At 65.0% G+C, this 15,788-nt stretch carries 11 protein-coding genes; 3 read left to right on the forward strand and 8 right to left on the reverse strand.

The annotated features are described in order from the left end of the window. Window positions 1-76: 76 nt before the first annotated feature. The gene (locus AC0L2O_RS05600; protein ID WP_473368994.1) at window positions 77-1,309 is read right to left on the reverse strand and encodes a cytochrome P450; all 1,233 of its coding nucleotides are present in this window, start codon (window positions 1,307-1,309) and stop codon (window positions 77-79) included. A 128-nt stretch (window positions 1,310-1,437) separates the two neighbouring features. On the opposite strand from AC0L2O_RS05600, the gene AC0L2O_RS05605 reads away from it, so the two are divergent. Further along, window positions 1,438-2,049 carry a TetR/AcrR family transcriptional regulator gene (locus tag AC0L2O_RS05605; protein WP_473368995.1) on the forward strand — a complete coding sequence of 204 codons (612 nt, stop codon included), beginning with the start codon at window positions 1,438-1,440 and terminating at the stop codon, window positions 2,047-2,049. A gap of 153 nt (window positions 2,050-2,202) precedes the next feature. Next, window positions 2,203-2,712 carry a DUF2867 domain-containing protein gene (locus AC0L2O_RS05610; protein WP_409192353.1) on the forward strand — a complete coding sequence of 170 codons (510 nt, stop codon included), beginning with the start codon at window positions 2,203-2,205 and terminating at the stop codon, window positions 2,710-2,712. A gap of 40 nt (window positions 2,713-2,752) precedes the next feature. On the opposite strand, the gene AC0L2O_RS05615 is transcribed toward AC0L2O_RS05610, so the two are convergent. The 3 genes from AC0L2O_RS05615 to AC0L2O_RS05625 all read right to left on the reverse strand — a co-directional run bounded on the left by AC0L2O_RS05615 (window position 2,753) and on the right by AC0L2O_RS05625 (window position 9,262). Then, window positions 2,753-5,335, reverse strand: a complete 2,583-nt coding sequence (locus tag AC0L2O_RS05615) for an EAL domain-containing protein (protein ID WP_473368996.1) — start codon at window positions 5,333-5,335, stop codon at window positions 2,753-2,755. Between the two features lie 149 nt (window positions 5,336-5,484). Further along, window positions 5,485-6,786 carry an MFS transporter gene (locus tag AC0L2O_RS05620; protein WP_473368997.1) on the reverse strand — a complete coding sequence of 434 codons (1,302 nt, stop codon included), beginning with the start codon at window positions 6,784-6,786 and terminating at the stop codon, window positions 5,485-5,487. An 85-nt stretch (window positions 6,787-6,871) separates the two neighbouring features. Next, complete coding sequence (locus AC0L2O_RS05625; protein ID WP_473368998.1) at window positions 6,872-9,262, reverse strand: bifunctional diguanylate cyclase/phosphodiesterase; 2,391 nt, start codon at window positions 9,260-9,262, stop codon at window positions 6,872-6,874. A gap of 330 nt (window positions 9,263-9,592) precedes the next feature. On the opposite strand from AC0L2O_RS05625, the gene AC0L2O_RS05630 reads away from it, so the two are divergent. Next, the gene (locus AC0L2O_RS05630) at window positions 9,593-10,759 is read left to right on the forward strand and encodes an ABC transporter substrate-binding protein (RefSeq protein WP_369721776.1); all 1,167 of its coding nucleotides are present in this window, start codon (window positions 9,593-9,595) and stop codon (window positions 10,757-10,759) included. Between the two features lie 255 nt (window positions 10,760-11,014). Here the strand turns inward: AC0L2O_RS05630 and AC0L2O_RS05635 are convergent, their stop codons facing one another. The 4 genes from AC0L2O_RS05635 to AC0L2O_RS05650 form a co-directional block, all read right to left on the reverse strand. Continuing rightward, window positions 11,015-11,992, reverse strand: coding sequence for a hydroxyacid dehydrogenase (locus AC0L2O_RS05635; RefSeq protein ID WP_473368999.1), 978 nt, complete (start codon window positions 11,990-11,992; stop codon window positions 11,015-11,017). 11 nt (window positions 11,993-12,003) lie between these two features. Then, on the reverse strand, window positions 12,004-13,857 hold the full coding sequence (locus AC0L2O_RS05640) for a TRAP transporter large permease (protein WP_473369000.1): 1,854 nt from the start codon (window positions 13,855-13,857) through the stop codon (window positions 12,004-12,006). 22 nt (window positions 13,858-13,879) lie between these two features. Next, window positions 13,880-14,911 carry a TRAP transporter substrate-binding protein gene (locus AC0L2O_RS05645; protein ID WP_473369001.1) on the reverse strand — a complete coding sequence of 344 codons (1,032 nt, stop codon included), beginning with the start codon at window positions 14,909-14,911 and terminating at the stop codon, window positions 13,880-13,882. A gap of 341 nt (window positions 14,912-15,252) precedes the next feature. After that, a complete protein-coding gene (locus AC0L2O_RS05650) occupies window positions 15,253-15,696 on the reverse strand; it encodes a DoxX family protein (protein ID WP_473369002.1) in 444 nt (147 codons plus the stop codon). Between the last annotated feature and the right edge of the window lie 92 nt (window positions 15,697-15,788).

A 15,788-nucleotide genomic window follows, 5' to 3' on the forward strand; every position in this document is an offset into this window, starting at 1 on the left:
TCCTTCGAGACGCCCGCCTTTAGGGCGGGCTCCTCAGGATGAGGTAGAGCGCTCGTAGAACCAACGCTGACGGCTATTACCAGCTTGCCGGAAGCTGCTTGAGGCCGCGCAGCACGAAGGTCGACCGCCATTCCGGGTTCTCGACGTCGTCGATGCGCAAATCCGGCAGCCGCCGCAGCAGCGTGGCGATGGCGATCTCGGCCTCGATCCGCGCCAATTGGGCCCCCAGGCAGAAATGGATGCCGCCGCCGAACGACAGCGGCCTGACATTGGGCCGGGTGATGTCGAGGCGGTCGGGCTGGTCCGGATAGACTGCCGGATCGCGGTTGGCCGAGCCGAGCAGGCAGAGCACGGTCTCGCCCTTGGGGACCTTGACGCCGCCGAGATCGTCGATCTCCTCCAGCGTGACGCGCCCGGTCATCTGCACCGAGGAATCGTAGCGCAGGAATTCCTCGATCGCGTTGGTGATCAGGTCCGGCTGCGCCTTCAGCAGAGCAAGCTGGTCGGGATTGCGATGAAGCGCCAGCAGGCCGTTGCCGATCAGGTTGACGGTGGTCTCGTGGCCGGCACCGAACAGCAGGATGATGTTGGCGGTCAACTCTTCATTGCTGAGTTTGCTGCCGTCCTCCTCGGCCTGCACGAGCTGAGTGATGAGATCGTCTCCGGGAGTGCGGCGGCGCAACTCGAACAGCTGCTGAAAGTACATCTGCGCCATCATGTTGGCGGCGTTGGCCTTCGCGATCTCCTCGGGCGACATCGGCACCGGGTCGAGCAGCCGCCCGCCATCGCGCGAGCTGTTGTAGAAGACCTCGCGATGATCCTCCGGGATTCCGAGCATCTCGCAGATGATGGTGACCGGCAGGCGGAAGGCGAAATCCTCGATCAGGTCCATGTGGCCGCGGTCGATCACCGCGTCGATGGCCTGATCGACGATCGCCTGAATGCGCGGCCGCATGTCTTCGACCCGCCGGGCGGTGAAGGCCTTCACCACGAGGCCGCGCAGGCGGGTGTGGTCGGGCGGATCGGCCTGCAGCATCCAATGAGCCATGCTGCGGAACACCGGCTCGCTCATGATCTCGGGGCCATAGCGGCGCTTGGTGCGCTCGACAAAATCCTTGCCGAAGCGCTTGTCGCGCATCACTAGGCTGACCTCGGCATGACGACTGGTCACGAACGATCCGAACTGCGTCACGTGGACCGGCTCGGTGGTGCGCAGCCGCGCATAATGCGGATAGGGATTGCGAATGAAATCCGGCGACAGCGGATTGAACAGCGGATCGCCGCCCGCGGGTTGCACTTGCTCGTTCATGGTGACCTCACATCGGTTGCCGCATGACACGAATACGCCGGCTGCCCCGATGCCCGCGTAACCCATCCCTGAGATTATCAACTGGATACATTGTTGTATCGAGTTGCATTCTGCCCTAAACTGTCCGGATGTCAAGGGTGAGAACCAGGCCGACCAGGGACGACACGCGGGACAAGCTGTTCGAGGCAGCCGCCCGCGTGTTCGAGGACGACGGCATCGGGGGCGCCAGCATCGAGGCAATTGCGGCTGCGGCGGGCTTCACCCGCGGCGCGTTCTATTCCAACTTCAAGAGCAAGGACGAGCTGATCATCGCCATGCTCGAGGACCATGTCGAGCAGTCGATCCGGCGCAACATGGAGATCCTCGCGCAGCACGACAATCTCGACGATTTCATCGCGGCGCTGAAAGCGATGGATCGCAGCCGGCAGGACCCGCTCGGCCGCTCGCCGCTGCTGCAAATGGAGATGATCCTGTTCGTCGCACGCGCCGAGAAGCGCCGCCCCGAGCTCGCAAAACGCCTGCGGGCGCGGCGCAAGCTGATCGCCGACATCATCGAGGCCACGCTGAAGAGCAACGGGAGAGGCGACAAGCTGAATCCGCCGTGGATGGCTTCGGTCGTGCTGGCGCTGGAGGACGGATTTCGGCTGCACCGGCTGATCGATCCGGAGACCACGCCGGCGGATAGTTTCTTGCGCGCGATTGGGGATTTGCGGCGGAGGACGGGGTTGACGTCGGAGTGAGAGCGGTTGGGAGGCATCTCGCCCTTGACCTACTGAGACATGTCGCCGCCGCATTGTTGCGGTGCAGAGCGCATCGATATAAAAAAGGGCTGCGGCGGCAACATCGTCCGCAACGCCAACTGCGCTACGCCCCCAGCATCGGTAGCTCATCGCATGACCAAAGCGCGCGCCGTGCCCATGCCCAGCAACAGCGTGCTCGCGCCGCTCTATGCGGGCGCGGACCTGTTGGATGCTTATGCAATTCAACTGCCGGCGGGGGCCAGCGATGATGTAGAGGTGCTGGCCCGCGCCGCGCTCGAGCGACAGGCGTGGTGGATTCGTGCGCTCACGCGTGTCCGCGATGTGGTGATGGCGACGGTCGCCGTCAAATCGTCGCGCGCCGTCGGTCTTGCCGCAGCGGCGCGTGGGCCGGTGATCGGCTTCTTCCCGGTGCTGTCAAAGAGCGCGACGGAGTTGGTCCTGGGCGAGGATGACTGGCATCTCGACTTCCGCGTCACCATCCAGCTGCGCGCCGATGCAGCACATGGGCGCGAGCTGGTCGCGGGTACCGTCGTGCATTGCCATAACCGACTGGGGCGTATCTATCTTGCGACGATAGCCCCGTTTCATCGCATGATTGTGCCGGCCAGTCTGGAACAGGCGGCAAGAGCAATGAAGATTTAAGCGTGCTTTGCGGGCCGACCGTACCTGGAGTACGGGCGTCTTAGGCCGAGCGCTTCACCGGGTCGCGCCCCTCCGGCGCGACATCGAGCCGGCTCAGCATCGCCGTCGCCTGCTCGGCGCAGTGCTCGATCAGCCAGCGCTCGAATGCGACCGGCGCCAGCGCGGGCGCGTAGAGAAAGCCCTGCACGACATCGCAGCCGAGCTCGGACAGCATCTTGCGCTGTGCCGCGGTCTCGACGCCTTCGGCGACGACGGTCATGCCGAGACCCTGACCGACGCGCACCACGGCGGTGACGACCGCGACTGCGCCCGGGTCACGCTCGATGTCGCGCATGAAACTGCGGTCGATCTTCAATTCGCGGATCGGCAGATGGGCGAGCCGGCTCAGGCTCGAATAGCCGGTGCCGAAATCATCGACCGAAAGTCCGACGCCGAGCGCGCGGATCGCATGCATCGTCTCCAGCGCGGCGGCGCCGTCCTGCATGAACGTGCCCTCGGTGATCTCGAGCATCAGCGCGTCCGGCGGCAGCGCGTATTCGGCGAGGATATCCTTGAGCCGCGCGGCAAGGGTGACGTTGCGGAAATTGAGCGGCGACAAGTTCACCGAGACACAGGGAATGTCGAGCCCGGCGCGGCGCCACTTCGCCATTTGCCGGCAGGCCTCGCGCACCGACCACAGGCCGATCTGCTCGATCAGGCCGCACTCCTCGGCGAGCGGGATGAATTTGGCCGGCGAGACGTCGCCGAGCACGGCGTCGTGCCAGCGCGCCAGCGCCTCGATGCCGTGAATGGCGCCGTCGCAGCTGCGGATCTGCGGCTGGTAGCTGAGCGTCAGCGTCCCCTCCGCGATGGCGCGGCGGAGCGCTGCGATCAGCGCCAGCCGCTGCTCGGTGAGGCCGTTCATCTCGGCGCTGAAGAGGCGATGGGTGGAGCGACCGGCCTGCTTGGCCATGTACATGGCGGCATCGGCCTGCTGCATCAGCGTGTCGATGTCGGTGGCGTGATCGGGATAGAGGCTGATGCCGATGCTCGCCGACATCTGCAACTGCCTGGAGCCAAGCCGCGATGGCGCGGCCAGCGCCTCCGTAATCTCGGCCGCGACACGCTCGGCGCTCTCGGCGTCGCGATATGGCAGCAGGATGACGAACTCGTCGCCGCCGAGCCGTCCCAGCATGTCTTCGGGACCGATATGCTCGCGCAGGCGCTGCGCGAGCTGGATCAGCAGCTCGTCGCCGGCGGCATGGCCGAGCGTATCGTTGACGTCCTTGAAATGGTCGAGGTCGAGAAAGGCGAGCGCGACGTGGCTGCCGGTCGGACAGGCGGCGATCGCCGTGGTGATCAGATGCCGCAGCTGCGCGCGGTTGGGCAGGCCGGTGAGGATGTCGTGATAGGCGAGCCGCGCGATCTCGGCGCGGGCCTCCTTGCGCTCGATCGCGAAGGCGCCGAGGTTGACGCAGGCATCGACGATCCGCCGGTGCCAATTGCTCGGCGCGCGCGATTCCCGATAGTAAAAGGCGAAGGTGGCGATGACCCGGCCGTCCTTGGCCTTGACCGGGGTGGACCAGCAGGCGCGCAGGCCAATCCCGAGCGGCATCGCCTTGTAGGGCTGCCAGCGCGGATCGGTGTCGAGATCGATGGCCAGAACCGGCTCGCCGTAGAAGGCAGCCGTGCCGCAGGAGCCGACGTCGGGCCCGATCGCAAGGCCGTCCAGTGCGCGGGAATAGTCCTCGGGCAAGCTCGGACCGCCGAGCGGATGAACGAGCCCCGCGGCATCGACGTGCAGCAGCGAGCAGACCACGTCGGGTGCGATCTCCTCGACCCGGCGGCACAGCCGGTCGGCGATCTCGGTGATCGGAACCTCGTCGGCAAGCGCGCTCATGATGAGCTGCTGGAGCGAGCGCAACTGCCTGGTCTCGGTGATGTCCTCAAGCAGCGAGAAGATATGCTTGACCCGGCCCCTCTTGTCGCGGAAGGCGTCGATCCGGGCGCAGACCCAGATTTCTTCGCCGTTCTTGTCGTAGGCCAGCGTCTCGATTTCGCCGCGCGGGCCGCCATGCATCAGGCGCTTGACGAGCTTCGCGACGGCTCTGCGATCGGTATGGCAGCCGGCGATGAGCTCCGCCGCGTGCCGCCCCTCGGCTTCCGCGCTGGTGAAGCCGAACAGTTGAGTGAAGGCGGCATTGACGTAACGGATCTTCTGTCCGACGTCGGTGACAATGACAGCACGGTTGGTCTGGTCCGATACCGCATCGAGAAGTCCAATTCTTGCGCGGCGCTCCGCCTCGACGGTGACATCGCGCACGAACAGGACGTGATGAGCGGCGCCCGCGATCATCGCGCAGGACAGCGCGACGGCCGCCCTGATGCGGGTGCCGTCAGGGCGCACGAGGCTGATCTCGTCGCGGAACTCCGTAACCGGGTCGGCCTGGAGGCACTTGAGCGAGAGAATTTCCGCATCCCGGCCGAGCACCTCGGTCCGCGCGAGCTTCCAGATCCGCACGGCCCCGGCGTTGAAATGCGTGATCCGGCGCGCGTCATCAAGGATGACGATGCCATCCTCCGCGCATTCGAGCGCGGCCAGCAGCAGGTCCGGAATTTCTGTCACAACATCGGAGGCAGACATCGTTTGACCCGGAGGCATCGGGAAGATGCGGCAATCGGCCAAAAGCTAACGCTCCGATAGTGTCCAAGACGTTTGTACAGCCCGGCCGCGCCCTGCCCAAGACGCGACATGCTTAACGTTCCGCGAAGGAGCCGCAGGTAATCCGACGCTTATTGCGCGGCGGAGCCAGACTTGAGCTCGTGCAGACGGCCGGCCACGGCGCGCACCTTGCGAGGGGCCGCTTGCCAGATCGAAAACGCCGATAACCCGCTCACCACGATGGCGATGGCAAAGGCGAGCGTGTAGTCGCCGACGCGATCATAAAGCACGCCCGTTACCCAGGGACCCGCCGCGCCGCCTGCAAGGGCGGCCAGCATGATCGTGCCGAAGATGCTGCCCTGGTGCCGGCCCTGAAAAATCTCGAACACCACCGCGCCCATGATGGAGGTGAGGCCATAACCGAGCGCGCCTTGCGTGAACACCATGAGATAGACGAGCCAGAACGAGGGCTGATATTTCAGCGCCATCAGCGCCGCGAAACAGATCGCAAACCCCGCGCAGCTGATGGCCCAGACCCATTCCCGCCCGATCCGGTCGGAGACATGGCCGAGCAGGATCTGGCCGGGAATGCCGAGCAGGCTGACGATCCCGAGCGCCCAGACCGCGACGCTCGGGCTGAAGCCGATGTCGAGCAGGAATTTGGTCTGGTGCACCTGCACGGCATACCAGATGTACAGGCCGCCGAAATAGCCGAGCGCAATCCACCAGAAGCGCGCCGTCGAAAGCGCACGCCGAAGCGTCCAGTCAGTGTTGGCCCAGACGGGGTCGACGATGTTGGAGACCGGTTTTGCAGCACCCGGAGCGGGCGCGGCGTCGCCGTCCGGCTGAAGGCCGATATCGTCGGGCCGCTTGTGCAGGAACAAATTGATCGGCGCCAGCACAATCAGGACCATCAGCCCCATCGCGGTGCAGGCGGTGCGCCAGCCGGTCTGCTCGATCATGTGCTGCACCCATGGCAGCAGCGTCACCGAGCCGATACCGACGCCGGCAAAGGCGATGCCAATGGCAAAGCCGCGCTTGCGGATGAACCAGTTCGGCAGGAACAGCGACTGGCCCGAATAGCCGAGACACACAGAGCCCGCGCCGACCATGACGCCGATGGTGACATAGAGATGCCAGGGCGCGCTGGTCAGCGGTGCCAGCAGCAGCCCGCCGCCCATCAGCAAGACGCCGAGTTCCATCACCGCGCGCGGGCCCGCGCGATCCATCAGCCGGCCGATCAGCGGGCTGACGACGCCGGAGACCACGAAGCCGAACGAGAACGCGCCCGCGGTGACGCCGCGCTCCCAGCCGAATTCAGAGACGATGGGAGGAAAGAATAACGAGAAGGCCGTGCGCGCGTTGACGCCGATCGCCATGGTGACGAACGTCACCGCGACAACGACCCAGCCGTAGAAGAACCGAAGCCGCATTGTGTTTCATCCCTGGACGATCCTTCCGACCATCCGGGAATGGCCTGGTCAAGCGATTTTCGCGCATGCCGGTCGGGCGGTCAGCTCAGGCGGCGTCGCGCTGCGAGGGTTTGGCAGGCGCGTCGAACAGAATCCGCTCGATCGGCTGCGGGCGGCCGAACAGATAGCCTTGCGCGAAGTTGACGCCGAGCGCCTTCAGGCGGTCGTACTCCTCGCGGGTCTCGACGCCCTCGGCGGTCACCGACATGTCCAGGCCGCGCGCCAGTGTCACGATCGAGGCGATGATGGCGGAGCTGCGCGGCTGGTGCGTGAGGTTGCGGATGAACGACTTGTCGATCTTGATCTTGTCGAACGGGAACGCGGTGAGGTAGCTGAGCGACGAGTAGCCGGTGCCGAAATCGTCGAGCGCGAGCTCGATGCCGATCTGCTTCAGCCGCTCCATGAAGGCGTGGTTCTCGGTGCCACGCTCGAGCAGGACGGATTCGGTGATTTCGATCTCTAGCCGTTGCGGCGGCAGCCCGGAATCGCGCAGTGCCGCACAGATCGTGTCGAACAGATCGGGCTCCTTGAACTGGATCGGCGACAGGTTGACGGCGACGATCAGCTCCGAGGGCCAGGCGGCGGCATCCGCGCAGGCGCGACGCAGCACCAACTCGCCGAGCGGCACGATCAGCCCGGTCTCCTCCGCAAGCGCGATGAACTGGTCGGGCGGGATCAGGCCGCGGGTCGGATGCCGCCAGCGCACCAGCGCCTCGAAGCCACGCCGCGCCCCGCAGAGAGCATCGACGAACGGCTGATAGTGCACCTCCAGCTGGCAAAGCGCGATGGCGTCGCGCAAATCCCCTTCCAGCGTGTTGCGCGCTTCGAGCTCGGTCGACATCGCCTCGTCGTAGACGGTGAAGCAGTTGCGGCCCGCCGATTTCGAGCGGTACAGTGCAAGGTCGGCCTTCTTCAGCAACTGCTCCTGGTCGCTGCCGTGATCCGGTGCGATGGCAATGCCGATGCTGGTGCCGATCTCGACGCGGTGACCGGGCAGCGGAAACGGCTCCGCCACGAGCTTGGCGATCCGCCCCGCCAGCTCGATCGCGCACGCACGCTGGTCCTCGCCGCCTTGCCGGATGATGGCGAATTCGTCGCCGCCGAGCCGTGCCAGCACGTCGCCCGCCCACAGCGCGGATTTCAGCCGCTGCGCTACCTGACGCAGCAGCGCATCGCCAGCGCCATGACCGAGGGAGTCGTTGACGTTCTTGAAGCGGTCGAGATCGAGCATCAGGATCGAGAAGGACGCACCAGAGTCATTCAACTGACCGTTGAGCTCGTCAAGCCGCCCGAGGAAAAACGCGCGGTTCGGCAGGCCGGTCAGGATGTCGGTCTGGGCAAGCTCGAGCACGCGCCGGTTCGCCAGCGACAGCCGCCGCGAATTGCGGCTGGCCAGCATCAGATAGATCGCAAGCGAGAATGTGAGTAGCACACCCACTGTGAGCACCGTGATCGTGCGGTCGTAAGCCATCTCCAGCGGACCGCCGGCCGTCGGCATCGCGCGCACCTGCCAATCGGTATCTCCGATCTTGAGATGACCCGACCAGTGCAGGCCCTGCGCGACGTCGCGCATCGACTGCGGCGCGGTGGCCGTCGACGAATAATCCGGCAGGATCTGGTCGAGGCTCACGATTTGCCCCGTGAACGGCGGATAGACGTTCATGCTGATCGCGGGGCTTGCGCCGGTCGTCACACGAATGTCCTGCATCAGGAGCGCCAGGTCGAACACGCCGATGACGTAGCCCGCCAGATTGCGACGCCGGTCCGCGACCGTCTCGCGCGAGGTGCCCTTGGCATAAACGGGAACGGCGACGAGGACGTCGGGCAAGCGCCCGCCCTCCCTCGGCTCGTACAGGCGGGTGCGGATGGCGGAGATGCGATCGTTGTCGCGGGCGCGCTCGAGCACCGCGCGCCGTTCCGGAACGGTCGCATAGTCCATCCCGTAGACGGGCGAGGTCTTCGGCTGCGTCGAGTAGAAGACCGGAAAATATTCGTCGCTCTGCGGCGCGGTTGCAAAGCTCTCGCCCTGGAGCGACTTGATGCGATAACCGGAGATGCCGTCCGTGACCGCGGCCGCCTCGTATTCGGCGCGCTCCTTGCGGTTGACGCGCGGCAGCCAGGCAATGCGCAGCATGCCCGGGTGACGTTCGAATAGTCGGGCGCTGAAGGACTCGAACTCGCTGCGGGTGATGTCCTCGTTGATCGACTCGAACAAAGTGCGCAGCGCAACCAGCCGGCTGATATATTCGTTCATGCCGTTCTGAATGACGATCGCTTCGGTTTCGGCCGCGCTGTCGAACTCGATCCCGTTGACGCGGTCTTCCCACCGCGCCACCCCCGCAGCGCCCGCCAGCGCGAACAAGAGCCCGAGCCCGGCTGCGACCAGCGCAGGACGATAGAGCGCGAACAGCGGCGCGAGACCCCACCGTCCGGTCATCCGCCTCCGATCCTGATCATTCTGATCGCGATCGCCCATCCTGAAGCCGCCGTCCTCTCCGCGCCCGACCCCAACCGAACCTCTGGTTGATTCCTCGGAGCGACGATCGGAACAGGCCTGCGGTTAAGAACTTTGCAATTTCGGAACCCGGCTATTCCGCATGACCCGGCGTGGTTAATGAAGTGCAGGAATGACCTGAACCTTTAGGGACGCGAGATGCCGGCTTCCCCGCAGTAATACGGGCCGCCAAACCGTCGCCGGTTAGCGAGCTGTTCAGGCCGCTGCGATAGCTTTCTCGAAAGCGCTCTCCGTACCCGGCAAGACGTCCTGATGTATCGATTTCGATCAGCCAGATGCATCGTCCTGACCATCGCATTGTTGGCCGCGACCAACCTCACGGCCAGAGGCGATGAGATCGGCGTCAGTGAGGATGCGATCCTTTTCGGTCAGGCCGCCGCACTCGAAGGCCCCTCCTCCGCGCTCGGACAACGCATGCGGCAAGGCGTCGTCGTGGCGTTCACGGAAATCAACGCAAAGGGCGGCGTCCATGGGCGGAAGCTGCAGCTCATCAGCCGCGACGACGGCTACGATCCCGACCGTTCGGTGGCACAGACGCTGCGGTTGATCGAGGACGACAAGGTGTTCGCGCTGATCGGCGCAGTGGGAACGCCGACCGCGATGGCGACCATCCCGATCACCAGCGCGAGCAACGTTCCCTTCATCGGGCCGCTCAGCGGCGCCGACTTCTTGCGCGATGCCGAGCTCTCGAACGTCGTCAACATTCGCGCCAGCTACGGCGCTGAAGCCGAGACGTGGATCAAGCACCTCACCGAAGATCGCCACTTCACCCGCATCGGCATCTTCTACCAGGACGATTCCTTCGGCCGCGACGGTCTTGCGGGCGTGAAGCGCGCGCTTGCCAAGCGCGGGCTCGAGCTTGCCGCCGAAGGCACCTTCGAGCGCAACACAAGGGCGGTCGGCGCGGCCTGGCGGGTGATCAAGCGCGCCGAGCCCGAGGCCATCGTCATGGTCGGGACTTATGGTCCCTGCGCCGAATTCATCAAGCTCGCACACCGCAGCGGCGTCTCGCCAACTTTCGTCAACATCTCGTTCGTCGGCGCCGTTGCGCTCGCCAGAGAACTCGGAGCCGAGGGGGACGGCGTCATCGTCTCGCAGGTCGTACCGTTTCCGTGGGACCGATCGCTGAAGCTCGTGGCCGACTACCAGGCGGCGCAGAAAGCGTTCGACCCGACGCTGACGCCCGATTTCGTGTCGCTCGAAGGCTATATCTCCGGGCGCCTCGTCGCCGCGGCGCTGGAACAACTCGGACGGAATCCGACGCGGGCGGACCTGATGCGGATCTTCCACGAAGTCGGCCGCTTCGAGATCAGCGGCAGCATCATCACGCTCGGCGCGCGCGCGATGGACACCTCTCCCAAGGTGTTTTTGACGGTGATCCAGAAGGACGGGACGTTCAGGGCGGTTGATCGGCTGTAAGGCGATCAGCCCTTCCTGCAACCGCTTCGGTTGCTAGCGATCGGGCCGCTTGCCGTTTGACTAGCCATAAGGAGGTTTGTTGTCCTCGTCGAACGTAGGGCTAGCGCAGGCGCTCAGCAACACACCGATCAGGGTCGCCCACGCCGAAGCGGTCAGAAACTTCATCGGCTCGGTCTCAGACGCTTCATGAACCATTTTCCCGGCATGGAACTTTGACGTCGCGGGCCGGGACGAGGTTCAAGGCAGAGCGCGCTTTCAGCCGCGCCGGGTCCAGCGCTCGGCGTTGACGGCGCCCTGCGGAGCCTCGCCCTTGATAATCGCCTCGACCTGCCGCACGGTTTCCAGCGACTGGTATTCGATCGCCTGCGGCGTCAGGCCGCCGACATGCGGCGTGGCGATGACGTTCGGCAATTTCGCAAGCTCCGGCGTCGGCATCTGGTCGGGCGCGCGTCCGACGTCCATCGCCGCGCCCGCGATGCGGTTCTCCAATAGCGCCCGGGCCAGTGCTGCCTCGTCGACGAGATTGCCACGCGAGAGATTGATGAAGACGGCATGCTTTTGCATGCGCGCCAGCGCCGCCTCCCCGATCAGCTTCTCGGTCTGCTCGTTGGCGATCGCGAGGCAGACGACGTAGTCCGATGCGGTCAGGAGCTCATCGAGCGTAACCTGTCTGATCGCGCTGTCGTTGACAGTCGCAAACGGGTCGGACACCAGCACGTCCATGCGCAGCACCTTCGCCACCTCGGCAAGATAGCGCCCGATGCTGCCATAGCCGATGATACCGATCTTGCTGCCGCCGAGCTGGCGGCCCATCCGCGCCTCCGGCTTGCAGCCGGCGTGGTAGTCGGCCGTTGCCCGCGACACGCCGCGGGACAGATCAACCATGAAGCCGAGCGCAAGCTCGGCCACGGCCTGCACGAAGCCGGGGCCGGCGCGGGTCACGAGCACGCCGGCTTGCGAGGCGGCCTCGACGTCGACGTTGCGGATGTCGACGGCACAGCGGACGAAAGCGCGCAGGTGTGGCAGTTGTGGAAAGATCTCGCCGCGGCCCTCGGTCATGCGGTCGGCCACGATGATGTCAGCCTCTTTCGCCGCGTTCACGAGGCCGGCAGCGTCGAGCGGCTGATCGCCCTCGTGCAGGATCACCTCGGCGATCGAGCGCAAGCCGTTGAGGCTGCGATCGCCGTAGTAGTTGCGCCGCATCTCGGGCGTGTGGGCGAGCAGAACCTTCACGGAGAACTCCTTCAATAGCCGAATGCGCGCGGCAGTGCGGTGGAGAGCGACGGCACGAACGCGATCACCAGCAGGCAGAGCAGCAGCAGGCCCAGATATCCCATGATCGGCTTCACCGTCTGCTCGATCGGCACATTGCCGATCAGGCAGGCGCCGTACAGCCCGAGCCCGAGCGGCGGCGCGAACAGGCCAATGCCCATCGCGACGACGAGCACGACGCCGAAATGCAGCGGATCGATGCCGAGTTGCACCGCGACCGGCAGCAGCAGCGGCCCGAAGATGATGAGGGCGGCGGCGCCTTCCAGCACCGAGCCCATCACGATCAGCACGGCGATCGCCAGCAGCATGAACAGCCAGACCCCGCTGGTCTTGGACAATCCGAGCATGATTTCGCCCACCGCGTGCGGCACCTGCTGCAAGGTCAGCGTGAAGGCAAGCGATTGCGCGGCAGCGACGATGAACAGCACGAGCCCCGCCCGGGTCGCGGCCTGGACAAAGCTGTGCGCGGCGGATGTGAAGCTGAGCTCGCGGAACACCAGGCTGCCGACGACCAGCGCATAGGCCACCGCGAAGGCAGAAATTTCCGTCGCCGTGGCAAAGCCGCTCTTGAAGCCGAAGAAGATCATGAAGATGAGGCCGAACGAGGCGATCGCGCCGCTCCACAAGCCCGATACCGGGATCTGCGGTTCGATCTCCTCGGCAGCGGCCGGCCGCTTGCCGAAGACGATGGAGACGGCGATCAGGACCAGCGCCATCAGCGCCGCCGGCAGGAGCCCAGCGATGAACAGGCCGCCGATCGACAAATTCGCCACGAAGCCGAGGATGATCAGGTTGATGCAGGGCGGAATGGTTTCCGCCATGACCGCAGATGCCGCCAGCAGCGCCACCGCGCCGCCCGGATTCTGCCTGGAGCGCCGCGCCGCCGGGATCAATACGGAGCCGACGGCCGCAACATCCGCCATCTTCGAGCCCGAGATGCCGGAGAACAGCACCATCGAGGCCACCATCACGACGTTCAGCCCGCCCCGCATGCGGCCGACGCCACGCTGCAACAGCTCGATCAGGCGTACCGACATGCCGTTGGCTTCCATGAGATAGCCGACGAGAATGAAGAACGGGATCGCCAGCAGCACGAAATTGTCGATGCCGCGTGCCATCTGCTGGGCGAAGATGACGCCGGGCAGCGCGCCTTCGACCCAGATGAAGATCAGCGCGGCAAGCGCGAGCGCAAAGCCGATCGGCAGACCACCGAACAGCGTGACGAAGAAGCCGATCAGCATCAGCGTGCCCGACGACGGCACCGAGGACGGCGACAGATAGTCCCAGGCGAGGTAGAGGCCGGTCAGCACGGCAATGGCAACGAAGCCCCTGACGATGTCGGGGAGCGGCCGGGCGCAGAGATGGTCGATCGCAAACACCGTCATGAACAGCGCGCCGACGCCCATCGGGTAGAACGTCAGCTCCAGCGGCAGGCCCGAGCCGGTGGTCTGCCCGACCGTCAGCGAGCCCAGCTTGACCGCATTATAGGCGACGTAGCCGGAGATCAGCACGATCAGCAGCGCACTGGCGGCATCGACCAGCGCGCGCAGCCGCAGCGGCAAGAGATCGCGAAAGAAGGACACACCGACATTCTCGCCGCGTGCGAGCGCGCTTGCCGCGCCGAAGAAGGCCGAACCGACCATCAGGCCGCGCGCGACGTCATCCGACCATTCGACCGGCGCGTTGAAAAGATACCGCAGCAGCACGGAGGCACAGACCACCACGAGGTCGGCGGCGAGCAGGATGGCCGCGATCGCATCGCTCACGCGAAGCAGGAGGCTGATGCTTCCGTGACGGCCGCCCGAGAGGGAAACGGCGCTCGTCATCGCCATCTCAGGCCTGACCATCTCAGGCTTGCGTGGCGCGGATGATGTCGATGACGGGCTTGGACTCCGGCCGCGCCTTGATGAAGTTGTCGGTCTGCGGCAGCACGCGCTTGCGGAAGGCCTCGCGATCGCATTCGGCCACGGTCACGCCCTTCTCGGTCAGCGCAGCCAGCGCTTCCTTCTCCACCGCAAGCCCATGCGCGCGGGTGTCGGCTGCGGCCTTCCTGGCCGCATCGAGGAAGCCGTCGCGCAGTTTCGGATCCATGCGGTTGTAGGTGGTGTCGCTGAAATAGATCGCGAGCGGCGAGAAATTGTGCTGCGTCAGCGCATAGAATTTTGCCGTCTCGAAGAACTTGCTGGCCAGGATCGTCGGCGGATCGTGCTCGAGGCCATCGAGCACGCCGGCCTGCAAGGCCGTGTAGATCTCGCCGAAGGCCAGCGGCGTCGCAGCCGCGCCCATCAGGCGCAGGCATTCGGTGATCACCGGATTGGGCAGCGTCCTGATCTTCAGACCGGCGAGATCCTCCGGCGTCTTCACCGGCTTTCTGGCGAGCACGCTGCGCGAGCCGAAATTATAGGCCCAGGCGATGATGCGGATGTTGCCGCCTTTGAGCAGCGCATCTTCGATCGGCTTGGCCGCGCCGGCGTCGAACGCCTTGGTCTGCTGCGGGAAGCTCGCGAACAGGTAGCCGAGATCGAACGTGCCGACCAGCGGCACCAGATTGGCCGAGATCGACGAGCCCGACACCATCAGGTCGATGACGCCGAGCTTCACCGAGTTGATGACATCGATTTCCTGGCCCAATTGGTTGTCCGGGAAGAAGGCGACCTCGACCTGTTCGCCGAGCCCGTTCGCCTTCAAATTCTTGACGAGATTGTCATAGTAGACGCGACCGTTGGCGTATTTGGGGTCGTTCGGCAGCGAAGAGGAGCATTTCAGCTTCAAGGTCGCGGCTTCGGCGCGGCCGATGATCGCGGGAGAGAGCACGAGGCCGGCGGTCACGGCCGTCGACGACTTGATGAACGTGCGACGGCTGACGGGCACGATGGTCATGGTGCTGTCTCTCCCGAATGTTTTTTCTTCGCAGCTGCAGTCGTTGCCTGCAGCCTGTTGCGCGGACTGTATGGCCAAAGCGACGGGGCAGGCAAGGGTTGCGGTCGATCGGCGCTACGAGCGCATGAGAGCCAGCACGCCGGCAGAGATGCGGCGGAACGCCTATGTTTGCCGATGTTTTCGACCATGCGGCATCGCGACCGAATGACGGTCCGCGCGAGATTGACGCAGATCGATCCAATTCAGGTATGAATCGATGCCGAACGCAGATGGATGCGGACGCAGCAAAAAGCTGCGGGACCGGGATCCCGCAGCTCTCTCAATTCAACGATGGAACGAGATCAGCGCGAAAGCGCGGCGCTCAGGCTTCCGTTCGCCGCCTCGACATCGCGCGAGGGGCGCAGCGCAAACGCACCGTCGCCGAGCAGCGCCTGCGCCGCGAGTGCAATCGCCCAGAAGGCGGGGAATTCCCAGCCGCCCTTCGGATTGGTGAAGAAGAAGCCAGCCGCACCATGCACCGTGAAGATCGCGCCGAGCAGCACCGGGATGGCGGCGAGCGCCGCATAGCGGGTCCAGACACCGAGGATGAGAGCGATGCCGCTGAGCACTTCCACGGTCATCACGAGATAGGCGAGTTCGGGCGGGAAGCCGAGGCTGCCGAAAAATTTTGCGGTCCCGGCGGGGGTGAAGACGAACAGTTTCAGGCTGGCGTGGGCCAGGAAGAGCGCGCCCAGGGTGACGCGCAGCATCAGCGCGGCGTAGGGAGCGGTACGGGAATCGATCATGGCTATCTCCTTGTTGCGGCGCACTCTGATCTATTCCCGTTGAGATGATAATCAGCTATTATGGAAATATAGCTCACACCATAAGAGTGAGA

It is taken from the genome of Bradyrhizobium sp. Kon10, from assembly GCF_055807395.1.